The sequence below is a fragment of the Rhizobium aureum genome, from assembly GCF_030182495.1.
In the GTDB taxonomy this organism is placed as follows: domain Bacteria; phylum Pseudomonadota; class Alphaproteobacteria; order Rhizobiales; family Rhizobiaceae; genus Rhizobium; species Rhizobium tropici_C.
Genome location: NZ_JAQJCI010000005.1, coordinates 211,323 through 234,653 on the forward strand (window position 1 = coordinate 211,323; position 23,331 = coordinate 234,653).

Annotated in this window: 18 protein-coding genes; 9 read left to right on the forward strand and 9 right to left on the reverse strand. The window is 60.9% G+C overall.

Annotated elements, in window-relative coordinates; all coding sequences use genetic code 11:
- Positions 1-80: 80 nt before the first annotated feature.
- From araD1 to araD, 3 genes are all read left to right on the forward strand, one after another.
- Positions 81-1,079, forward strand: a complete 999-nt coding sequence (araD1, locus tag PH552_RS15155; RefSeq protein ID WP_113251534.1) for an AraD1 family protein — start codon at positions 81-83, stop codon at positions 1,077-1,079.
- A gap of 66 nt (positions 1,080-1,145) precedes the next feature.
- Positions 1,146-2,579, forward strand: coding sequence for an aldehyde dehydrogenase family protein (locus PH552_RS15160; protein ID WP_112340590.1), 1,434 nt, complete (start codon positions 1,146-1,148; stop codon positions 2,577-2,579).
- Between the two features lie 62 nt (positions 2,580-2,641).
- The gene (araD, locus tag PH552_RS15165) at positions 2,642-4,387 is read left to right on the forward strand and encodes an L-arabinonate dehydratase (protein WP_112340591.1); all 1,746 of its coding nucleotides are present in this window, start codon (positions 2,642-2,644) and stop codon (positions 4,385-4,387) included.
- Positions 4,388-4,454: 67 nt separating this feature from the next.
- On the opposite strand, the gene PH552_RS15170 is transcribed toward araD, so the two are convergent.
- The 3 genes from PH552_RS15170 to PH552_RS15180 are packed head-to-tail and all read right to left on the reverse strand — an operon-like array spanning position 4,455 to position 7,643.
- Positions 4,455-5,273, reverse strand: a complete 819-nt coding sequence (locus PH552_RS15170) for a transglutaminase family protein (RefSeq protein WP_112340592.1) — start codon at positions 5,271-5,273, stop codon at positions 4,455-4,457.
- Positions 5,274-5,285: 12 nt separating this feature from the next.
- Complete coding sequence (locus PH552_RS15175; protein ID WP_112340593.1) at positions 5,286-6,227, reverse strand: alpha-E domain-containing protein; 942 nt, start codon at positions 6,225-6,227, stop codon at positions 5,286-5,288.
- Between the two features lie 6 nt (positions 6,228-6,233).
- Positions 6,234-7,643, reverse strand: a complete 1,410-nt coding sequence (locus PH552_RS15180) for a circularly permuted type 2 ATP-grasp protein (protein ID WP_069612769.1) — start codon at positions 7,641-7,643, stop codon at positions 6,234-6,236.
- Positions 7,644-8,038: 395 nt separating this feature from the next.
- Between PH552_RS15180 and PH552_RS15185 the strand changes: the two genes are divergently transcribed.
- Complete coding sequence (locus PH552_RS15185; protein WP_112340594.1) at positions 8,039-8,932, forward strand: DMT family transporter; 894 nt, start codon at positions 8,039-8,041, stop codon at positions 8,930-8,932.
- A 28-nt stretch (positions 8,933-8,960) separates the two neighbouring features.
- Here PH552_RS15185 and PH552_RS15190 read toward each other — a convergent pair whose 3' ends face one another.
- The 4 genes from PH552_RS15190 to PH552_RS15205 all read right to left on the reverse strand — a co-directional run bounded on the left by PH552_RS15190 (position 8,961) and on the right by PH552_RS15205 (position 14,177).
- Positions 8,961-9,842 carry a DMT family transporter gene (locus tag PH552_RS15190; protein ID WP_113251071.1) on the reverse strand — a complete coding sequence of 294 codons (882 nt, stop codon included), beginning with the start codon at positions 9,840-9,842 and terminating at the stop codon, positions 8,961-8,963.
- A 248-nt stretch (positions 9,843-10,090) separates the two neighbouring features.
- Positions 10,091-11,752, reverse strand: a complete 1,662-nt coding sequence (locus tag PH552_RS15195) for a DEAD/DEAH box helicase (RefSeq protein ID WP_112340596.1) — start codon at positions 11,750-11,752, stop codon at positions 10,091-10,093.
- A 376-nt stretch (positions 11,753-12,128) separates the two neighbouring features.
- Positions 12,129-12,443: a hypothetical protein gene (locus tag PH552_RS15200; RefSeq protein WP_112340598.1), complete on the reverse strand. Its 315-nt coding sequence runs from the start codon at positions 12,441-12,443 to the stop codon at positions 12,129-12,131.
- A 147-nt stretch (positions 12,444-12,590) separates the two neighbouring features.
- Positions 12,591-14,177 carry a trimethylamine methyltransferase family protein gene (locus tag PH552_RS15205; RefSeq protein WP_112340599.1) on the reverse strand — a complete coding sequence of 529 codons (1,587 nt, stop codon included), beginning with the start codon at positions 14,175-14,177 and terminating at the stop codon, positions 12,591-12,593.
- A gap of 216 nt (positions 14,178-14,393) precedes the next feature.
- On the opposite strand from PH552_RS15205, the gene PH552_RS15210 reads away from it, so the two are divergent.
- Entirely contained in the window at positions 14,394-17,642 is a 3,249-nt protein-coding gene (locus tag PH552_RS15210; RefSeq protein ID WP_183762930.1) for a response regulator, read from the forward strand.
- A 62-nt stretch (positions 17,643-17,704) separates the two neighbouring features.
- Here the strand turns inward: PH552_RS15210 and PH552_RS15215 are convergent, their stop codons facing one another.
- Positions 17,705-18,532, reverse strand: a complete 828-nt coding sequence (locus PH552_RS15215) for an oxidoreductase (RefSeq protein ID WP_112340601.1) — start codon at positions 18,530-18,532, stop codon at positions 17,705-17,707.
- An 83-nt stretch (positions 18,533-18,615) separates the two neighbouring features.
- Between PH552_RS15215 and PH552_RS15220 the strand changes: the two genes are divergently transcribed.
- Entirely contained in the window at positions 18,616-19,545 is a 930-nt protein-coding gene (locus tag PH552_RS15220) for an AraC family transcriptional regulator (RefSeq protein ID WP_113251146.1), read from the forward strand.
- Between the two features lie 26 nt (positions 19,546-19,571).
- Here the strand turns inward: PH552_RS15220 and mnmC2 are convergent, their stop codons facing one another.
- Positions 19,572-20,306, reverse strand: a complete 735-nt coding sequence (gene mnmC2, locus PH552_RS15225) for a tRNA (5-methylaminomethyl-2-thiouridine)(34)-methyltransferase MnmC2 (RefSeq protein ID WP_112340602.1) — start codon at positions 20,304-20,306, stop codon at positions 19,572-19,574.
- Between mnmC2 and PH552_RS15230 the strand changes: the two genes are divergently transcribed.
- The 3 genes from PH552_RS15230 (at position 20,305) to puuE (ending at position 23,330) form a co-directional block, all read left to right on the forward strand.
- Positions 20,305-21,489 (forward strand): NAD(P)/FAD-dependent oxidoreductase, encoded by a 1,185-nt coding sequence (locus tag PH552_RS15230; RefSeq protein ID WP_285166081.1) that lies wholly within the window; start codon positions 20,305-20,307, stop codon positions 21,487-21,489. The genes mnmC2 and PH552_RS15230 overlap by 2 nt on opposite strands.
- 105 nt (positions 21,490-21,594) lie before the next feature.
- The gene (locus PH552_RS15235) at positions 21,595-22,302 is read left to right on the forward strand and encodes a DUF1045 domain-containing protein (protein ID WP_112340604.1); all 708 of its coding nucleotides are present in this window, start codon (positions 21,595-21,597) and stop codon (positions 22,300-22,302) included.
- Positions 22,303-22,406: 104 nt separating this feature from the next.
- Entirely contained in the window at positions 22,407-23,330 is a 924-nt protein-coding gene (gene puuE / locus PH552_RS15240; RefSeq protein ID WP_112340605.1) for an allantoinase PuuE, read from the forward strand.
- Position 23,331: the final 1 nt, after the last annotated feature.

A 23,331-nucleotide genomic window follows, 5' to 3' on the forward strand; every position in this document is an offset into this window, starting at 1 on the left:
CATGACAGAGTCCGGCTCTCGCTGAGAGCCGGAACGGGAAACTGCATCCGATCTCTGTCTGTTAGGAAAGGATGAAAGACATGCTCATCTCGCAGATCAAGGGTTCGAACGGCGAGATCGTCGTTGCCGTCCGCAATGGACCCGGCGAGGCCGCCAAAACAGTCGTCAACGGCGGCAGCGTCTATGCTTTGGCTATGGAAGCTGCCGACAGCGGCAAATCGCTTGCATCGGTCATCGAGGCACATGGTCTCGGCGAAACGGTCGATCTCGAAAAGGTCTATGCCGAAGGGCGTTTCCTTCCGCCGATCACTCATCCGGATGCTGCCCATCTGCATCTGACCGGCACCGGTCTGACACATCTCGGCTCCGCAGCCACACGCGATTCCATGCACAAGAAGACGACGGAAGCGGCTGAAGAGACGCTGACCGATTCCATGAAGATGTTCAAGATGGGCATCGAGGGCGGCAAGCCGAAGGCAGGCGAGAAGGGCGTTCAGCCCGAATGGTTCTACAAGGGCAACGGCTACGGCGCTGCGGCCCCGGGCGCTGCGCTGGTGTCGCCTTCCTTCGCGCTCGACGGCGGCGAAGAGCCGGAAATGGCCGGCATCTATGTCATCGCCAGGGACGGCACGCCGTTCCGCATCGGCTTTGCCCTGTCGAACGAGTTTTCCGATCACGTCACTGAGCGGATCAACTATCTCTATCTCGCCCATTCCAAGCTGCGCCCGGCAAGCTTCGGTCCGGAAATCCGCATCGGTGTTGCGCCGGAAGATATTCGCGGCACGTCCCGCATCAAGCGCGGTGACAAGGTGATTTTCGAAAAGCCGTTCCTTTCCGGGGAGGCGAACATGTCCCACACCTTCGCCAATCTTGAATATCATCACTTCAAGTACGGCCTCTTCCGTGTTCCCGGCGATGTGCATGTCCACATGTTCGGCACGGCGACGCTTTCGTTCGCGGAAGGCATCAAGCCGGAAGCCGGCGACGTCTTTGAAATCGAGGTTGCCGAATTCGGCCTGCCGCTGCGCAATCCGCTGGCCGTCGACGCAGAAGAAGAAGTGGCTGTTCGCCAGCTGTAATGCATCGAGCCCGGCTGCAAGGGATCGGCCGGGCATTTTCAATACGATCCAGGAAGGCATGACGCCATGACCATTCATCAGAACTTGATCGCCGGGGAATGGACGGGGACGAACGGCACCGAGAACATCAACCCGTCGGATACGAACGAGGTCGTCGGCCTCTATGCGAGCGCAAGCGCGCAGGATGTCACGGACGCGATCGCGGCGGCGAAGGCTGCCTTTCCGGCATGGTCGCGCTCCGGCATTCTGGAGCGCCACACGATCCTGAAGAAGGCCGGTGACGAGATCCTGGCGCGCAAGGACGAACTCGGCGCGCTGCTCGCCCGCGAAGAGGGCAAGACGCTTCCCGAGGCGATCGGCGAGACGATCCGCGCCGCGCAGATCTTCGAATTCTTCGCCGGCGAGGCGTTGCGCCTGGCAGGCGAGGTGGTGCCTTCCGTGCGCCCGAACATCGGCGTCGAGATCACCCGTGAGCCGCTTGGTGTCATCGGCATCATCACGCCCTGGAACTTCCCGATCGCCATTCCCGCCTGGAAGATCGCGCCGGCGCTCTGCTACGGCAACACCGTCGTCTTCAAGCCGGCCGATCTCGTTCCCGGCTGCTCATGGGCAATCGTCGATATTCTCCATCGCGCCGGCCTGCCGAAGGGCGTGCTGAACCTCGTGATGGGCAAGGGTTCGGTCGTCGGCCAGGCGATGCTCGACAGCCCGGTTCTTTCCGGTATCACCTTCACCGGTTCGGTCGGCACCGGCAAGCGTGTGGCACTGTCCTCGGTCGAGCACGGCCGCAAGTACCAGCTTGAGATGGGCGGCAAGAACCCGATGGTGGTGCTTGACGATGCCGATCCGACGGTTGCCGTCGAAGCGGCTGCCAATTCCGCCTTCTTCTCGACCGGCCAGCGTTGCACGGCTTCATCGCGCCTCATCGTCACCGAAGGCATTCACGACAGGTTCGTGGCGGCGCTGACGGAGAAGCTGAAGACGCTGAACGTCGACAACGCCATGAAGGCTGGGACGCATATCGGTCCGGTCGTCGACGCCAAGCAGCTGAAGACGGATACGGACTATATCGAGATTGGCCGCCAAGAAGGCGCCAAGCTCGCCTTCGGTGGTGAACTCGTCAGCCGCGACACCCCCGGCTTCTACCTGCAGCCGACGCTCTTCACCGAAGCGACGAACCAGATGCGCATCAGCCGCGAAGAGATCTTCGGGCCGGTTGCTTCTGTCATCCGCGTCAAGGATTACGAAGAAGCCTTGGCCACGGCCAACGATACGCCGTTCGGCCTGTCCTCCGGCATTGCCACGACCAGCCTGAAGCATGCGACGCATTTCAAGCGCAATGCGGAAGCCGGCATGGTGATGGTCAACCTGCCGACGGCAGGCGTCGACTTCCATGTGCCGTTCGGCGGCCGCAAGGGCTCGTCCTTCGGTCCGCGCGAGCAGGGTAAATATGCCGCCGAATTCTTCACCACCGTCAAGACGGCTTACACGCTAGCCTGATCATCGATTTCAAAGCCCAGGCGCGAACGAGGCGGCCTGGGCGACGCAAAGGGTACTGAGACATGAAAAAGAAAGCTGAATGGCCGCGCAAGCTGCGCTCATACGATTGGTTCGGCGGCACCGGCAAGAACGCGATCATGCATCGCTCCTGGATGAAGAATCAGGGCCTGCCGGCCGATACGTTCGACGGCCGTCCGATCATCGGCATCTGTAACACCTGGTCGGAGCTGACGCCCTGCAACGCACATCTGCGCGATCTCGCAGAGCGCGTCAAGCGCGGGGTCTACGAAGCGGGCGGCTTCCCGGTCGAGTTTCCGGTCTTCTCCGTCGGCGAAAGCACGCTGCGCCCGACGGCGATGATGTTCCGCAACCTGGCGGCCATGGATGTCGAAGAGGCGATCCGCGGCAATCCCGTCGATGGCGTCGTGCTGCTCGGCGGCTGCGACAAGACCACGCCAAGCCTGCTGATGGGCGCGGCTTCCGTCGACATCCCCGTCATTCTCGTTTCCGGCGGCCCGATGCTGAACGGTAAGTGGCGCGGCAAGGATGTCGGCTCCGGCACGGCGATCTGGCAATTTTCAGAAATGGTGAAATCCGGCGAGATGTCGCTGGATGAATTCATGGATGCGGAGCAGGGCATGGCTCGCTCGGCCGGCAGCTGCATGACCATGGGTACGGCTTCGACCATGGCGTCGATGGCCGAAGCGCTCGGCATGACGCTGCCCGGCAATGCCGCCATCCCGGCTGTCGATGCACGCCGCCGCGTCATCTCGCAACTGTCGGGCCGCCGCATCGTCGACATGGTCAAGGAAGACCTGAAACCATCAGACATTCTGACCAAGGAAGCTTTCGAAAACGCCATTCGCGTCAACGGCGCCGTCGGCGGTTCGACCAATGCCGTTCTGCACCTTTTGGCGCTTGCCGGCCGCGTCGGCGTCGATCTGTCGCTGGATGATTGGGATCGTCTCGGCCGCGAAGTGCCGACGATCGTCAACCTGCAGCCGTCGGGCAAGCACCTGATGGAAGAGTTCTACTATGCCGGCGGCCTGCCCGTCGTCATCAAGGCGGTTGGCGAGATGGGCCTGCTGCACAAGGACGCCATCACCGTTACCGGCGATACGATCTGGGCCGGCGTCAAAGATGTGGTTAACTACAACGACGACGTTATCGTTCCGAAGGAAAAGGCTCTGACGCAGTCGGGCGGTATCGCCGTTCTGCGCGGCAATCTCGCACCGAAGGGTGCCGTCCTGAAGCCATCGGCCGCTTCGCCGCATCTGATGCAGCACAAGGGCCGTGCCGTGGTCTTCGAAAGCATCGAGGACTATCACGCCCGCATCAACCGCGACGATCTCGACATCGACGAGAACTGCATCATGGTGCTGAAGTATTGCGGCCCGAAGGGTTATCCGGGCATGGCGGAAGTCGGCAATATGGGCCTGCCGCCGAAGGTGTTGAAGAAGGGCATCACCGACATGATCCGCATTTCCGATGCGCGCATGTCCGGTACGGCCTACGGCACCGTCATCCTGCATACGGCTCCGGAAGCTGCCGATGGCGGCCCGCTGGCGCTGGTGCAGAACGGTGACATCATCGCCGTCGACGTTCCCGCCCGCACCATCCAGCTCGAAGTATCGGATGAGGAACTGGCAAAGCGCCGCGCCGCCTGGGTTTCCCCGGTCAAGCCGCTCACCGGCGGCTATGGCGGTCTTTATGTGAAGTCGGTCATGCAGGCCGACACCGGCGCCGACCTGGACTTCCTCGTCGGCCCGCGCGGCTCGGAAATCCCGAACAATCGCGACAGCCACTAAAAACTCATCTTCTGAAATTGGAAAAGGGGCGGGACGAGAGTTCCGTCCCTTTTTCTTCCAGGAGCTGCTAGCTCTGGCTCTGACTTTGCCCCTGGCTTGCCACCGTCACCTTGACGGTAAGGGTTTCGCCGGGTGTGCCGATCCGCATGCCGGAGACGGGAGCGGCGTCACGATAGCAGAGGCCTGTCGCGATGTGGACATAACGGGCATCGGGGCAGACATCGTTGGCGGGATCGAAGCCGACCCAGCCCAGGCCGGGAATATGGGCCTCGGCCCAGGCATGCGTGGCCGCCTGCTCGTTCTTGCCATCCATCATCAGATAGCCGGAGACATAGCGAGCGGGGATTCGCAATGCGCGGGCGCCGGCGAGGAAGATATGGGCGTGGTCCTGGCAGACGCCGCTCTTGGCCTCCAATGCCTGTTCCGCCGTCGTCTCCGTGTCGCTGGTGCCCGGCTTGTATTCCACGGTCTCGTGGATTGCCCTCATCAGCGCGTGCATCTTGCTGAGTTCATTGTCCCCGGAAACGCCGCGCAACAGCTCCTTCGTCAGCTTGCCGGCCTTGGTGCGCGGAGATTCCCGCAAGTAAAGCCAAAGCGGAGCAAAACCGAGATGCTGCCCTACGACGCCATTCAGATCCCGCGTTTCGATTTCGCCTGATGCGACGATCCTCGTCGCGTCCTGCTGGCCGTCGAGCGAGACGAGCGTGATGCGATTGCCGAACTGGTCGTCGTATTCCACCTCGGGCCGGGCGCCCTCGACCGTGAGCTTCCAGTCGATGACCGTTTGCCCGACGCCGGTCAGCGGCGTCAGGCGCAGGCGCTGCAGGGAGAACTGCGCCGGCTCGTCATAGCGATATTCGGTGATGTGGCTGATCGTCAGTCTCATGATATCGCCCGCCTACTCGTAGAACCGATAGCCGTCGGAGATCTCGGCACCCAGCTTGTTATTGCTTGCAACGAAATCCTCCAGGAATTCATGCAGACCCTGATCCATGATGTTCTTGATCGAAAGCCGCTGCAGTGATTGGCGAATGACTTCGGCCGTTTCGTGCGCCGGCAGCCGCTTCTCGTATTCGGTGCCGAGATAGCCCAGATTGCTGACGATCTTCTCGTAGCAATAGGCAAGCGAACGCGGCATCTGTCCGTTCAGGATCAGGAAGTCGGCGATGTTGGCCGGCTTGTATTCCGGATCGTAAGCCCATTTATAGGCTCGGTGCGCGGAAACCGAGCGCAGGATCGATTCCCATTGCGCATTGTCGAGCGAGGAGCCGACATGGGAGACAGATGGCAGCAGGACGTAATATTTCACGTCGAGAATACGAGCCGTGTTGTCCGCACGCTCGATGAAGGTGCCGATGCGGGCGAAATTATAGAGCTCGTTGCGCAGCATGGAGCCGTGAAAGGCGCCGCGGATCAGGCCGGCGCGCTGCTTGATGACGTCGATCATCTCGGGCAGTTCCGCGGTCTTGAGCCGCCGGCCGAGCAGCGACTTCAGCTCGATCCAGCATTCGTTGGTCGCTTCCCAGGTGTCGCGCGTCAGCGCCGTGCGTACCATGCGGGCATTGTTGCGGCCATATTCGATGCAGGACATGACGCTCGACGGATTGGAGCGGTCGCGCATCAGGTAGTCGATTGCGTCGGTGCCGGTCAGCCTGCCATGCACTTCGTCATAGGCTTCGCGCACGCCGGCGCTTTGCAGGACGCCGTCCCAGTCGTCGTCAACGGCGTCGCTGCGCGTCAGCGACATGCGCTGGCCGGCGTCGACCAGGCGGGCAATGTTTTCGGCGCGCTCGATGTAACGGAACATCCAGTAGAGGCCATTCGCGGTTCTTCCCAGCATGTCCGATCAGTCCTCCAGAACCCAGGTGTCTTTGGTGCCGCCGCCCTGGCTGGAATTGACCACCAGCGAGCCTTCCTTCAGCGCCACGCGGGTCAACCCGCCGGGGATGATCCGCACCTTGTCGGAGACGAGGACATAGGGCCGCAGATCGACGTGCCGCGGCGCAATGCCCTTGTTGACGAGGATCGGCACGGTCGACAGCGAAAGGGTTGGCTGCGCGATGTAATTGTTCGGCTTGCTCTTGAGCTTCTCGGCAAAGGCCGCCCGTTCCTTCTTGGTGGCCGTCGGTCCGACAAGCATGCCGTAGCCGCCGGAGCCGTGGACTTCCTTGACGACGAGATCGGCAAGATTATCGAGCACATATTGCAGGCTGTCGGGCTCGGAACAGCGCCAGGTCGGCACGTTTTCGAGGATCGGCTTGCGGCCGGTATAGAATTCGACGATCTCGGGCATGTAGGAATAGATCGCCTTGTCGTCGGATATGCCGGTGCCGGGCGCATTGGCGATGGTGATGTTGCCCGCGCGGTAGACGTCCATGATGCCGGGAATGCCGAGCGCGGAATCCGGGCGGAAGGTGAGGGGATCGAGGAAATCGTCGTCGACGCGACGGTAGAGCACGTCGATGGCCTCATAGCCGCGCGTCGTGCGCATCTTCACCTTGCCGTCGATGACGCGCAGATCCGAACCTTCGACCAGTTCCACGCCCATCATGTCGGCCAGGAAGGAATGCTCGTAATAGGCGGAATTGTAGATGCCGGGCGTTAGCACGGCGACGCGTGGCTTGCCTGTACAGCCGGGAGGGGCGAGTGACGCCAGGCTCTGGCGCAGCAGCAGCGGATAATCCTCGACCCGCTGCACCTTGTTCTGGTGAAACAGCTCAGGGAACATCTGCATCATCGTTTCGCGGTTTTCCAGCATGTAGCTGACGCCGGAAGGGGTGCGGGCATTGTCCTCGAGCACATAGAACTGGTCTTCGCCGGTGCGTACGATATCGGTGCCGACGATATGGGTATAGACCCCGCCCGGCGGACGAAAGCCGATCATTTCAGGCAGGAAGGCGTCGTTCTTCTCGATCAGCTCGCGCGGGATGCGGCCGGCGCGGATGATTTCCTGCTTGTGGTAGATGTCGTCGAGGAAGGCGTTGAGGGCGATGACCCGCTGTTCGATGCCCTGGGCGAGCTTGCGCCACTCACGGCCTGATATGATGCGGGGAATGATGTCGAAGGGGATGAGCTTTTCGGAGGAGTCTGCGTGTCCGTAGACCGCGAAGGTGATGCCCGTTTTCCGGAAGATAGTTTCCGCATCGCGGGATTTGGCAATGAGGTGGCCCCTGTCCTGGCCCGAGTACCACTCGAAGTATTTCTCGTAAGGCGCGCGCGGACTTTCATCCGCAGTAATCATTTCATCAAATGCCAAAGGTGTGGTCCCCGTGTTTTTACCCATTTGAATACAACGGTTTTTACAATGCAAGAACTATGCGCAGTTGCCGTTGCGAATTTCGCAGCCTCTAAAAATGCCGGATTTACAGGCATTTAAGAATAGCCGGATCGTCATCCGCCGGGTTTTGCCGCAATGCTCGGATCAAAATTTGAGCATCTGCTTATCTTGCGGGCCGAACGTCTGGGTAGTGGGTGAAATTCCTGAAACCAGCAATGGCTCGTCAAACGTGAAGAAAAATTGATTGCTGTTTTCAGCAGATCGATTTTGACCGCTCCACCGCCATCGGCTATCAGCCTTCAACCTCTCCGCGCGAAACCCGAGTTCGACCAGGATTCCGGCTCCGACGCGCCAAACATATCGGTCCGATTTCCATGTCCCTCGATAAACTCGCGCCGGCGATCTTCGTCCTTCTCTGGTCCACCGGCTGGATCGTTGCAAAATATGCGTCGCAGCATGCGGGTCCTTTCACCTTTCTGATGATCCGTTACAGCCTGTCGGCGCTCGCTTTCGTGCTGCTTTGTTCGATCGTCGGCGCCCGGTGGCCGCGCGATTGGTCGAGCGTGTTCCGGGCCATCTATTCCGGCATTTTCCTGCACGGCATCTATCTGGCGGGTCTCTGGTGGGCGATCGCCGAGGGCGTGCCGGCCGGCATTGCCGGCGTTATCGCGGCGCTGCAGCCGCTGATGACCGCCATGGCCGCGCCGCTCCTCGTCGGCGAACGGTTGCAGTCGATCCAGAAGGTCGGCCTCCTGCTCGGTTTCCTTGGTATCGCCATCGCGATCTCGCCCAAGCTCCTGACGACGGATACGGCCGATCTCTGGCAGTCTGCCGTTCCTCTCATCGTCAATCTGCTGGCGATGGTCTCCGTGACCTATGGCACGCTCTACCAGAAGCGCCACCTGCAGACCGGCGATCTGCGAACCATCGCGACATTGCAATATGTCGGTGCACTGATCGTTACCGTTCCCTTGGCTTTCATCTTCGAAGGTTTGCATTTTGACGGCACGCAGACGGCGATCCTGTCGCTGCTCTGGTCGGTCTTCGGCCTGTCCATGGGCGCCGTCGGCCTGCTGCTCTATCTCATCCGCCGCGGGCAGGTGTCGCGCGCCGCGTCGCTGATCTACCTGATGCCGCCCGCCGTCGCCATCGAGGCTGCGATCGCCTTCGGCGAACCGCTGACGATGCCGATTATCATCGGCACCGTCATTGTCGTAATCGGCGTTTATCTCACCAACCGGCGCGCGGCGGATGTAGTGCCGGAATAAGCTGGGACGTCTTGCCGATGTCGATATCTCACCGCCATCGCAAGAATCTGCCATCGACAACAACCAGGCTTGAGATGATCAAGGCCAATCCAAAAAACTCATAAGGCTCCAGACGTTCGCCGAGGAACGTAGTGCTCAGGATGATTGCACTTGCCGGAACGAGGAGCGTTACCAGAGATGCATTTGTCGCGCCGGCGGAAGCGATGAGATTGAAATAGAGAATGAAGGCGAAGGCAGTCGTCAGAATTGCGAGAGTGCCGACAGCCATCCAGATCGATATATTCGAGCTTACGATATCCCTGGGCTCGTAAAGAAGAAGGACGATCGGCGTCATTAAGACGGTGGATGCGGTCAGCTGTCCGGTGGCAACGACCACCGGCTTCATATCCCGAAACTGTTTAGCAAAGACAGCTGCAAACGCATAGGAAATCGCTGCACCGATGACAGCGAACTTCGCCCATGTCGGTCCGCCGAAATTGGAGAGGAAACCGGGACCGATCATGGTGGCGGCGCCGACAATCCCGAGTGCCACGCCCGCGAGCTTGCTCGCGGAAAGCTTTTCGTCCGCCGTCAGTAGATTCGCTGTCAGGACCGTCCAGAGGGGCGTCGTTGCGTAGAGGACCGAGGCAAGTCCCGCGCCGATCGCCGTTTGCCCAATGAATATGAGAGAAAACGGAATGACATTGTTCAGCAATGCCAGGATCAGGAACGAACCCGATCTGGCCAGAGCCGGCATGAAGGAAATGCTGTTTATGCGCAACCAGACATGCAGGACAAGCGCGGCAATCGAGACCCGGTAAAGGACCAGCGCCAGAGGCGGAATTTCCGCCACCGCTATGCGCGCAAAGAAGAATGATCCGCCCCACAGCGCACCGAGAAGCAAGAGCTGGCCCCAGTGGCTTGTGGTCATCGGCTGTGTCGCCGTCCTCTGCAACGTGCGTCCCTCCAACTCCATGCACGCTCTAAGCTATGCCGGGGAGGGCCTGGTTGGAGGAAACAGTCATCCAAACATTGCTCGCTAAGCGAAATCGAAATGTCAGGCGGCCATGAAGTTTCGAATTTACACGCACGACCGCGTCGGAAGTCATGCGTACAGGCCCTATTGGCCATGGAACCGGCGATAAAAAGGGGGCCAATCGGCCCCCTCAATTCACTGCATCAGGCGCGTTCGCGGCGCTGGCCGCCATTGCCGCGGCGGCGCATGCGGCCGTTGCCGCCATTGCGTTGTTCGCCCTGGGCGCCGCGCTCTTCATTGTGGCGGCCGGTTGGACGGCCATGGGAATGGCGCTGGCCGCGATGGGCGCCGCCCTCATGCGCGGCGCCGTTGCCGCTGGACTGCCCGTTGTGCTGCTTGCGAGCGGGACGGAAGTCCGAGGTGGAGACGAGATCGTTGTCGGCTTCCGGACGCGGCGTCGGCTCGTTACGGCGCTGGCCGCGGAAATCGGCATTGCGATTGTTGTCGCGCTGCGGACGATCGTCGCGTTGGCGGCGTTCCTGGCGCTCGCCGTTCTCACCACGGGTTTCGCCGTTTTCGTTGTCGAAGAACGGACGGCGGGCCGGGCGCTGCGGGCGGCCTTCGCCGCGCTCGCGTCCCTGGCCGTTCTGGCCTCTGCCCTGGCCGCCATTGCCGCGATTACCGTTACCTTGGCCGCCGCGACTCTTGCCGCGAACGGGACGGCCGCGATCGGCCGGAGCCTCGCCGCTGGCAACGGCGATCTCGATGCCCATCAGGCGCTCGATGTCGCGCAGCAGGCGGATTTCGTCAGGAGCGCAGAAGGCGATGGCGATGCCGTCGCGACCGGCGCGCGCGGTGCGGCCGATGCGGTGGACATAGGCATCCGGCACTTCCGGCAGGTCGAAGTTATAGACATGCGAAACGCCGGGGATGTCGATGCCGCGGGCAGCGACGTCGGTCGCGACGAGAACGCGGACATCACCATCACGGAAACCCTTGAGCGCGCGCTCGCGCTGGCCCTGGCTCTTGTTGCCGTGAATGGAGGCGGCGGCGAAGCCGACGTGATCGAGGTGCTTCATCAGCTTCTCGGCGCCATGCTTGGTGCGCAGGAAGACGATGGCGCGGCCATCCGGATTGGCAGAGATGGTTTCTTTGAGGATCTCGGTCTTGTGGTTCTGGCCGGCAACGAAGTGGACATACTGTTCCACCTTGTCGGCTGCCTTGCCCGGAGGCGAGACTTCGACCTTGACCGGGTTGGTCAGGTAGTCGGAAGCGAGATCGGCGATCGCCTTCGGCATTGTGGCCGAGAAGAGCAGGGTCTGGCGCTTGGCCGGAACCATCTTGGCGATCTTGCGCAGGTCGTGGATGAAGCCGAGATCGAGCATCTGGTCGGCTTCGTCGAGGACGAGGTGGGTGACATGGCCGAGCGACAGGGCGCGGCGGTTGATGAGGTCGAGGAGGCGGCCGGGCGTTGCGACCAGAATATCGGTGCCGCGCTCGAGCTGGAGCTGCTGTTTGTTGATCGACGCGCCGCCGACCACGAGGTTGATCCGCAGCTGCGTCTTGCGCATGAAGAGACGGAGGTTATCAGCGATCTGATTTACCAGTTCGCGGGTCGGAGCGAGGATCAGCGTGCGGACGGTGCGGTTATCGGGACGCTTGGCTTCCTTCAGCAGCATCTCGATGATCGGCAGGCCGAAAGCGGCCGTTTTGCCTGTGCCGGTCTGGGCGAGGCCGATGAGATCACGGCCCTGGAGAACGAGCGGGATGGCCTGAGCCTGGATGGGCGTTGGCGTCGCAAAGTTGTTCTGCGACAGTGTATCGACGATCTGCTTGGAGAGACCAAGCGAGTGAAAATCGGTCAATTCAATACCTTTCGGGGCGCCAAAGCAAATAGGCCGGATCGCACCATGCGGTCCGGTCTGTCTCTGGCGTCAAGAACCCCGCGTGAAGTGGGAACTTGTAAGTTGGAAATAGCTTTCCCAGCGCATCGGCCGCAGCGCCTGGCGCGGCCTCATTCATAAAAGCGCTTTTGTCCTTCTCTTGCGTACAGATTGTCCCGCAGGGCACGCTCACGCGGCGGCCGGAAGGTGAAAGCTGAGGCGCATTTGGTCTTAAACGTCAGGAATGTCAAGAGGTGTAAGCGAAAGCTTTTCATCAGGCGTACAAAAATGCCGCCGAAATCCGGCGGCATCCAAGATCTGATAAGGGCGCATGCCTTCGATAAAGCAGTTCCTGATCCTAGCGGCAAACCTCGACGCGATAAGGGCGGCCCCAGCCATCGTGACGCCATGCCCAATAGCAGCTGGGGTAGGGGCGTACATAGACGCGCTCGTAGACTGGGCCGTCATAGTAGGCCGGATATGCCGGATAATAAGCCGGGTAGGCGGGCCGCGCAGCCCCGGCGATCAAGGCGCCGCCCACAACACCGGCGGCAAGACCGCCGAAGAAGGCACCGCGGCCGGACGCGTTGGCGGTAGTGGCGGTTGCGGTGGCGGCGCTGCCAAGCGTCAGCGCGATCAAACCGGCCGTCGTTAATGTGCGAAGCACAGACATTGACATCCCTTTCCCAAAACACAGGCTGGCTCCTAGCCAAACCCGAGCTTGACGTTGCGCAGGAAAGGGGGCGAAGTCGCGGCCAAAAAGGGCGGCGCGAAATTAAATTTCGTTCATGATCTGGAGTATAAAGCCTTTGATTTTCAATTAGAAATCTGTAGGGACACCGCCCTCTGCCTTGCGCTTAGCGACAAAGGCGTCGAGTTCCTCCTCGATTGCCGGATCGAGCGGGGGCCGTTCATAACGCTCGAGCGTTTCCTTATAGACACGGTTGGCATGATCGTAAGTCGTGGGCCGCCCGGCTTCCGTCCAGGTTTCGTTGTTTCGCCAGTCCGACAGGATCGGCGAATAGAAGGCGGTTTCGTAGCGGGCGAGCGTATGCGCCGTGCCGAAATAGTGGCCGCCGGGACCAACGTCGCGCACGGCGTCGAGCGCCAGCGCATCGCTGCTGACGTCGAGCGGCGTCAGGAATTCGGCGACCATCTGCAGCATGTCGACATCGAGGATGAACTTCTCGAAAGAGGCGGTAAGCCCGCCCTCGCTCCAGCCGGCAGCATGCAGCACGAAATTGCCGCCGCCCTGGGTCAGTGCCCACAGTGATAGCGCCGATTCGTATGCCGCCTGGGCGTCGAGCGTATTGGAAGCGTTCGTATTGGAGGTGCGGTAGGGGATGCCGTAGCGGCGGGCGAGCTGACCGCCCGCGATGACGGCCTTCATATATTCCGGCGTGCCGAAGGCGGGCGCGCCCGTCTTCATGTCGACATTCGAGGTGAAGCCGCCATACATGACCGGCGCGCCCTTGCGCACCATCTGTGTGAAGGCGAGGCCGCAGAGCGCTTCGGCATTCTGCTGCACCAGCGCGCCGGCGATCGTCACCGGCGCCATGGCACCAGCCAGCGTGAACGGCGTCACCACGACTACCTGGCCGCGCGAGGACATTTCGATGATGCCCTGCAGCATCGGTCCGTCGAGACGCAGCGGCGAGGAGGAGTTGATGATGGTGAAGAGCGAGGGCTCGCGCTCCATCTGCTCCATGCTGATGCCGCGGCCGATGCGGGCGATCTCGATGGCATCGAGATTGCGCTGCTTGCCGAGCGAATAGCAATGGAATGCCTTGTCTGTGAGCTTGACGATGTCGGAGAGGCAATCGAGATGGCGGACCGACGCGTGGATATCGATGGGCTCGACCGGATAGCCGCCGGTCATGTGAATGACGTCGTAAGATTGGGCGAGCTTGATGAGCTTGCGGAAATCCTCCTGATTTCCCGCCCTCCGGCCACCCTCGCGGTCGGCGACGAAGGGGGCGGAGGCAACCTGGGCGAAGACGAGATTGCGGCCGCCGATTTCGACGTTTCTCAACGGATTGCGGGCATGCAAGGTGAAGGCCGAGGGGATCGAAGCGATCAGCTCCATGATCATGTTGCGATCGAAGCGGACGCGTTCCTTGCCCGGCGTGACATCGGCGCCGGCCGCCTTCATGCGCTCGCGCGCTTCCGGCAGGATGATATCCATGCCGATTTCTTCGAGAATGGTCAGCGACGCCTCGTGAATATCGTCCAGAGCCTCAGGCGACAGGAGTTCCGTGCGAGCGAGATTGTTGACCAGATTGAGATATTTCGTGCCACTCGGCTTGCGGATGCGCTCGGCGCCGCGCCCTCCGGCCCGCCGCCGCCGTTCGCCCGTCGCAGTCGCGATCTGCGCTTCGTTCAAGGTCAGGCTTTCTTCGTCGCTCATGGCGCTCGCTCCCAATGATCTGTTGACCGATTCTTGGCAGAGTTTCCCTCCGTGTGCCGCCGTCGTTTGCGACCAAGGGATGACCGTTATAGGACAGTGCATAGTCTGAACGCGACGTTGGCGCGGCCGCCAAACATGGTTAAGGCTTTGTTAAAGCCACTTGTGCTAGAGCGTCGTTTCATGAACTATCATGCGCGGTGAAAAGAGAGGCTCCGTTTGACCCTGGACGGTGAACTGCTCGACATAGCGTGCCGCCGGATCGCCAATCTGGACAGGCCCGCCTACATCAAGAACAGCGAGCTTCGGTACGTCGCCGTCAACGATGCCTATGCGCGTTTTTTCGGTCGCGATATTTCCGATTTCATCGGCAACCGCAGCCAGGATCTTCTCGATGCCGGTGAGAGTGCCGATAGGGAGGACAAGGAGCGCCGCGCCCTCGTCTTCGGTTCGGAGGAGGTTGCGCTTTGCTTCGATGCGTCGGGCCGCCAGCGTTCGCGCGTGGAGATCGAGAGCTTTTCCCCGTCGGAAGACCGTGTCTACATATTCGGGGTGTTCTTCGCCGTACCGGCTGTCGCGCGCGATGCCTCCTCTGCCGGGGCAGTGCAAAGCGAGGCTGATGAGCCCGACTTTTTCCGCAGCATTCTGGAAGGTCTGCCGGTTGCCACATTCGTGCGCGATTCCAACCATCGACTGGTCTATGCCAATGCGGCCCATGCCGATATCACCGGGCTCGATCGCAAGGAAATGCTCGGTAAGACCGAGCATGAAATGTTCGACGTCGGCGCCGACGACTTCTTCGTGAAAAACGAAGCCGTGCTGCAGGGCGGGCAGGGCCACGAATTCGAAAGCGAAATCGTCGACCGAAAACAGGTGACGCATCCGGTGAAAATTCACCTCAACCGAACGACGACGGCGGAGGGAAAGCATTATGCGGTGGGTTCGGTCACCGATACTTCGGCGCTGAAGCAGCGTGAGATGCAACTCATCGAGGCGCAGGCCCGTGCCGAAGCGCTGCATCAGGATCTCGATAACATCCTCCGCTCGATGCCGATCGGCGTGCTCATCCATAATAGCGACCATATTGTCGAATACGTCAACGATGCCTTCTACGACATTTGGGAATATTCGAAGGACGAGCGTTTCGGAGGCCGCCCCTATCGCGATATCATCGCCAAGCACTATTCGCTGGCACGTTTCGGCGCCGATGGCCGCAGCATCGACGACATTTATCAGGCGTGGCTGACCACGCTGCGCAAGGGCGGCGCGCATCTGCAGACGGAAGTGAATTTTGCCGACGGCAAATCCGTCATCATCGATGCGCGCCAGATTTCCAATGGCCGGACATTGATGTCCTACACGGATATTTCGTCCGTGAAGCAGCAATCCAAGGAGATCACCGAGACCCGACTGGCGCTGGAACATCTCGGCGAGTTGATGGCTGATGCCATGCAGGCCATGTCGCAAGGTCTGCTGATCGTCCAGGATGGCACGATCCTGCTGGCCAACGACCGGCTGAAAGACATGCTGAAACTCCCGGCCGAGCTCCTGGAGATCGGCAAGGACTGGTCTGCTGCGTTCGACTATTGCGCGGAACGTGGTGACTTTGGCGATGGTTCCGATGGTCTGCGGGAATCATGGGCGCAGAGCGTTGCGGCGGGCAAGCCGATCTCCTGCGTCTTCCAGGTCGTCGGCGACCGCTGGATACAGCTCGGCGCCGCGATCGGCGAGCATCGCCGCTGGACGGTGGTGTTCACCGATGTCACCGAGATGAAGGAACGCGAGGCGGACCTGCAGCTGCTGCTGGCGCGCAGCAATGCGGCGGACCGCGCGAAATCCGAATTCCTTACCCATATGAGCCATGAAATCCGTACGCCGATGAATGGAGTGCTGGGCATGGCGGAGCTGCTCGGCAAGACGGATCTCGATCCGCGGCAAAAGACCTTTGTCGATATCATCGTCAAGTCGGGCAATGCATTGCTGACCATCATCAACGACATTCTCGATTTTTCGCGCATCGACACCGGCGACATGCATCTGCGCAAGATGGCATTCGATCCCGCCGAAGCTGTCGAAGACATAGCGACGCTGCTGGCCGCCGCCGCATCGGAAAAGAATGTCGAGCTGATGGTGCACATCGCTCCCGGCGTGCCGGCGGCGATGCTCGGCGATGCCGGCCGCTTCCGCCAGATCGTGACCAATCTCGTCGGCAATGCGATCAAGTTCACTGAACGCGGCCATGTGCTGGTGGAGCTGAACAGCCAGCCTGCGCCGGACGACAACATATTGCTCGTGCTCCGCATCGAAGATACCGGGATCGGCATTCCCGCCGAGAAGCTCGATACGATCTTCGACAAATTTTCGCTGGCGGATTCTTCCTTTGCGCGGCGCCTTGAAGGATCAGGTTTGGGCCTTGCCATTACGGCAGGCCTCGTCGATCTTTTCGGTGGTTCGCTGTCGGTCGAGAGCGAATGGGGCAAGGGATCGGTTTTCACCGTCCATTTGCCCATGCCGCTGGTCGCCTTGCGCGGCAAGGCTCCGGAGCTGCCGGCCAACGTGAAGCGCGCCGGGATCCTGATCGTGGAAGATGATGAGATCCATCGGCGCATCTTGACGGAGCAATTGGTGCAATGGGGCTTCGACAGTCATGCGGCCGAGGACGGCAAGACCGCGCTTGCCATTCTGGATGCCGCGTTCAACATGGGCGTATCGGTCGACGCGATCATCGTCGACTACAGCATGCCCGGCATGAACGGTTATCAGATTGCGAGTGCGGTACACGCCGACGCACGTTTCGAATCGTTGCCGATCGTATTTCTGACATCGATGGGTGTCGCCAGTCGCGATAAGGATTTTACCGCCGTCAATGGTCAGGCGCATCTCATGAAACCCGTGCGTGCCAATGTCCTGCGCAACACGATCATTGATGTCGTGCGCGCGTCGCGACGGAAAAACGCGGGCGAACAGCCGGGCTCCACCGCCCGGCCGTTGCCGATTGAGGCGGAGGCCGCAGCCGCAATCGAAGCCGCCGACCGGATGACGCCGGCTATACCTGGCAACACCATCGACGTTCTCGTGGCCGAGGACAACGAGGTGAATCAGATTGTCTTCACGCAGATCCTGCAGGCGACGGGACTTCGCTTTCTCGTCGTGGAGAACGGCCAGGCGGCGGTGGACGCATGGCGTCAATTGCGGCCGTCGTTGATCCTGATGGATGTTTCCATGCCGGTCATGAACGGCCATCAGGCGACGCGCATGATCCGGCAATTCGAGGCACAAGCCGGGCAGGGATGGCACGTGCCGATCATCGGGGTAACGGCACAGGCATTGGACGTCGATCGCATCGCATGCATGCAGGCGGGCATGGACGACTGCCTGTCCAAACCGATCAGCCCGGAACTTCTCGAAGCGAAGATCCAGCGCTATCTCGGCGATGCCGTTTTCCAGGCCGATCGTTCCAACAGCTAGGGTTGAGATCGATGGACCCGGGAAGGTCGGCGAGCTTTCGGCCATTACGTTGGTCGGCGTTCTCAGCCATCGGTCGAAACGGTAATGGATCTCCATGCTTCGATCTCCTGTTTGAGACGCTCGATCCTGTCCGTCACAAGTCCAAGGGCGTCGCTGCCGAGCAGGAGCTGCGGCGGAGGCGCGTCGGATTCGATCAAGTCCAATACGGCGGCCGCGAGCTTGTCGGGATCGCCGAGCTGCTTGCCGCTTTTGGCCTGCCGCGCCTGGCGGATCGGGTCGAACAGCGCGTCGTAGTCGGCGATCGAGCGCTCGGTCCGGACCATCGAGCGGCCGGCCCAGTCTGTCCTGAAAGAGCCGGGGCATAGGGCGGTGACCCGAACGCCGAACGGGGCCATTTCCGCACGCATGACTTCGGAAATGCCTTGAAGGGCGAATTTGCTTCCACAGTAATAGGCGATGCCGGGCATGGTGATCATGCCGCCCATCGAAGTCACGTTGACGATGAAGCCGCTACGCCTTTCGCGGAAGCGCGGTAGGAAGGCCTTTGCGACCGCAACCGCGCCGAAGACGTTCACGTCGAACTGGCGCCGCATCTCCTCGATGGGCGACTCTTCAAGAATTCCCTCGTGGCCATAGCCGGCATTGTTGATCAGAACGTCGACTGGTCCATGGTCTTCTTCCACCTGTCGCACGACGTCGGCTATCCGGTCGAATTCCGTCACATCGCACAAAACGGACCGGGCTGCCGGCAAACGTTCTGCCAGATCTGCCCGCGACTGTTCCGAGCGGACGGTGCCGATAACCTTATGGCCGTTCCGGATCGCGGCGGCTGCGATTGCGAAGCCGAAGCCGGAATTCGCTCCGGTGATGAAGAAAGTCTTCTGTGACATGATAGATGTTCTCTTCTTGATTGGTTGATGCTTATGACTGATAATCTTCCAAATTGTTGTTAGCGATCGCGAAAACTATGACTATCTTGCCAAATCCTATGAATAAGAAGGACCAATGGTCGAGGCGTCGGGAGTTGGTGGAGCTGGCGGGCCTTCTTGCTCCTCGCCAGGGATACAACCCGACCGGGCTTGCCGGCGTGCGCCTTCTTAGAACCGAAGCGGTCCTTCATGACGTTCCCGTGCTCTACAAGCCGGGCGCGGTATTCGTGCTGCAGGGCCGAAAGCAGGGCATGCTTGAGGGCGAAGTCTATCTCTACGATGAGGAGCACTATCTGGCGATATCGGTACCCGTTCCGTTCCGCATGGAATCCTCGGCCAGCCCAGACCGTCCCTTGCTCGCGGTTTACGTCGAGTTCGATATGCTTCTGGCTGTAGAGATCGCCTCGGAAGTGGGGATGAGACGCTCCGAGCCGAAAGCCGGCAAGGTGCGAAGTCTGGTATCGAGCAGAATGGAGCCGGTTATCGAGGATGCCGTGCTGCGTATGCTGCGGGCGCTGTGTGATCCCGTCGAACTCGCGGTTCTTGGGGCAGGCATCTTGCGCGAGCTGCATTACCGGGTGCTCGTCGGCCCGCAGGGCGGCGCGATGATCTCGGCCCTGCAGCAGCGGGGCACATCCGGGAGGATCGTGCGAAGCCTGGTGCGGTTGCGCGAAACCTACGGTTCGGAGATTTCGGTCGCTGCGCTGGCGCATGAGGCGGGCATGAGCATTCCCTCCTACCACGTCCATTTCAAGGCCCTGACGGGCAGCAGCCCGATACAGTATCTAAAGGCCATGCGGCTCCACGAGGCGCGGTTGATGCTTGCGCGCCAGGACAAGACGATCGCCGAGGTCGCTACATCGGTCGGCTATGCCAGCCCCGCGCAGTTCAGCCGTGACTTCAAGCGACACTTTCGGCGGACGGCCTCGGAGGAGGCCAATTGGGTTCGCCAGCATCTGGGCGAACTGGCCTGAATGCTCGCGACAATCGTCTTCCGACCTCAGGCCGGCTTGACGCCGCAGAGCATTTCGCGCTTGCCGGCGAAGCCCTTGCGCCGCTCCACGATAAATCCTGCAGCCTGCAGGTTTCGCCTTACGAAACCGGCTGCTGCATAGGTGGCGAAGGTGCCGTTCGGAGCCGTCTTGTCATGGAGTGCCTGCATCAATTCCGGCGACCACATGTCGGCGTTGCGGGAGGGTGCGAAGCCATCGAGATACCAGGCATCAAAGCCCGGTTCGGCGCGACTGACGCCTTCGAGAGCCGGGCCGCAGACGACGCTGAGGCGCGTATTTGCATCTAGCCTCAGCGACACGACACCCTGCGGGTTGTTCGGCCATGCTGCGGCAAGAGCCTGGCGCTCCCTATCGATTTCAGGCCAGTGCGACAGCGCGCGGTCGATCTCCTCTGCTTTCATGGGATAGAGTTCGAACGACATGACGTGCAGTTGTGAGCCCGGGGCTGCCTGCTGCCGCCACTGGCGCCATGTCTCGCAGAAGTTCAGTCCGGTGCCGAAGCCGAGCTCGCCGATGAGGAAATCCTGCCGCCCCTGCCAGCGGGCGGGCAGGCCGTTGCCAGCCAGGAAGACGTGCCCGCATTCCAGGCGGCCGTCGGTCTGGCAATAAAAATGATCGCCAAAAGCCGTCGAATAGGGCATATCGCCGTCGCGCCATTCGAGCTCCGGGCTTGCCACAATGGTTTCGGACGTCTCAGTCCGATCGGAAACTGGATCTGTCATGGAAAGAGCCGATAATCCCACACGACCCGTCGGTCAATCATCTGTCGATCTGTTGATCGTCGGCGGCGGGATCATGGGCCTTTGGGCGGCCGTTCATGCCGAGCGTCTCGGCATTCGCGCCCTGCTCGTGGAAGCCGGCCATTTCGGGCAAGGGGCGAGCGGCGGTCTGCTCGGTGCGCTGATGCCGCACATGCCGAACAAATGGTCTGACAAGAAGCTGTTTCAGTTCGATGCGCTCGTCTCCCTGGAAGAGGAAATCGCAGTATTGGAGGCAGAAACCGGGCTTTCGGCCGGCTACCGTCGCGCCGGCCGGCTGATCCCGCTGCCGAAGCCGCATCTCAGGCAGATTGCGCTTGGGCATTCCCGAGATGCGGAAACGCATTGGCGCCAGGATGAACATGAATTTCACTGGCATGTGCTCGATGCGGCGCCCGTTTCAGGCTGGATCGACCCCGCCGCCGGCGAAAGCGGTTTCGTCTTCGATACGCTTGCGGCGCGGGTTGCTCCGCGGGCCTTGCTGAATGTGCTTCGGAGGTATCTTGCCGGAGCCACGCACGTGCAACTTGCCGAGGGTGTGACCGTCGAAAGCATCGATCCAGCCAGAGGACTGGCGACCTTGAGCGAAGGCGATATCCGCTTCGATCGCTGCATCCTTGCTGCCGGCCATTGGTCGTTTCCGATTCTCGACAGGTTGACGGAAGGCCGCAAATCCTCGCTTGGCCAACCGGTGAAGGGGCAGGCGGCCATGCTGAAGGCCGATGTCGACGGCAGCCTTCCGGTTATCTTCCGCGATGGCCTCTATATCGTTCCGCATGAGGACGGATTGGTCGCGGTCGGCAGCACGAGCGAGAATCACTTCGACGACCCGTTGTCGACCGATGGGCAGCTTGACGATCTTCTGGCGGCAGCGCGCATCATGGCGCCGGTGCTGGCCGGTGCGGAGGTGGTGGAACGCTGGGCCGGCCTGCGGCCGAAGGCGGTCGATCGCGATCCCATGGTGGGTGCGCATCCCGACCATCGGTCGTTGATTGCGTTGACGGGCGGCTTCAAGGTGAGTTTCGGATTGGCGCATCGGCTGGCCGAGGCGGCGGTGCGGCAGGCGGCGGATATGGCTTGTAGTTTCAAATTGCCGCAGAGTTTCACTTTAGCAAGTCATATTTCAGTCATATCACATAAAACGTGAAGTCACGCCCCTTTCGGGTCGTTAATCTGTCACGCAAATCACCTATCTCCTTGGCCATCGGTGCCGGTTCGGCCTGTTGGATGTTGCGCCCTGGAGGGAGATTTTATGCGCTATGCCATCTGCTTCACACCGTCTGCGAGCGATCCGCTGACGCTTGTGGCGGCGAATTGGCTCGGGCGCAATGTCTATTCCGGCGAGATGGTCGAGCCGCCTGCGGTCCGAGGGCTCGGTATTCATGAGATTGCCTTCTATACCGCCGTTCCCCGCCGCTATGGTTTCATGGGCTTGCTGAAGGCGCCCTTCCGGCTGGCGGACGATATGTCCGAGGCTGCGCTGTTGCGTGACCTCATGCGGTTTTCCGGCTCGGTCGCGCCTTTTGAAATTCCCCAGCTGGAGGTCGCGCGGCTCGGCGGAGCGCTGGGCCTGGTTCCGTCCACACCCAGCCAGCAGATGCATTTCCTGGCGGCATCCCTGGTTCAAGCCTTCGACCAGTATCGCGCGCCATTGACCGAGGCGGAGATCGAGCGGATCGATCCGGACGGCCTTTCGGCGACGCAATTCGCCAATCTGCACCGCTGGGGCCATCCGCACGTGATGGACGAATTCCGCTTCCAGATGATGTTGACGGGTACCGTCGGCCCGGCTGATCTGCAGCGCATGGAGCAGGCATTGCGCGACTTCTTCGAGCCGGTGCTTGCCGCACCGGTTCCCGTATCCAATATTGCGTTGATGATGGAAGATGGTTCCGGCGGTCCCTTCCGCGTGCATTCGCTGCATCCGATGGGAAAGATCAGTGCCCGGAAAATCGCGTAGGATAGCGCGGCGGCCCACCATTGAAGAGAAAGTGATTTTCCCACTTTCCGTCTCGACTTTCGCTGTGCGGATGCTACCGTCCGCTGATCAGAGAAGGTGCTTCAATGTCGGAAAACTATTCCCGCAATCTCATCGGCTACGGCCGTAACACGCCGGATCCAAAATGGCCCGGTGACGCCCGCATCGCGGTGCAGTTCGTGATCAACTACGAAGAGGGCGGAGAAAGCTGCATTCTCGACGGCGATCCGGCTTCCGAAAACCTGCTCTCCGAGATTGTTGGTGCGGCACCCTGGCCGAACCAGCGCAATCTCAACATGGAATCGATCTACGAATACGGCGCTCGTGCCGGTTTCTGGCGGCTGTGGCGCATGTTCACAGAGCTCAAGGTGCAGGCGACCGTCTATGGCGTGACGCTCGCCATGGCACGCAATCCGGAGGCGGTCGCCGCGATGAAGGAAGCAGGCTGGGAGATCGCCAGCCACGGCTATCGCTGGCTGGAATACAAGGATTTTTCCGAGGATCTGGAGCGTAAGCACATTCTCGAAGCCGTGCGGTTGCACACCGAACTGACCGGCGAGCGGCCCTACGGCATGTACCAGGGCAAGCCGTCGGACAATACGCTGCGGCTCGTCATGGAGGAGGGCGGCTTTCTCTATTCGTCGGATTCCTATGCCGATGATCTGCCCTACTGGGTCGACGGCTTGAATGGCAAACCATTTCTGATCATCCCCTATACGCTTGAGACCAATGACATGCGCTTTGCGACACCGCAGGGCTTCAATTCCGGCGACCAGTTCTTCATCTATCTCAAGGATGCCTTCGACACGCTCTATGAAGAAGGCAAGCATGGCAGCCCGAAGATGATGTCGGTTGGCCTGCATTGCCGCCTGGTCGGCCGCCCCGGCCGCGCTGCGGCTTTGCGGCGGTTCATCGAATATGTGCAGAAGCACGACAAGGTCTGGATTCCGAAGCGTATCGAGATCGCCCACCACTGGTATGAGAATCATATGCCCGGGGGAGAGCGCTAAC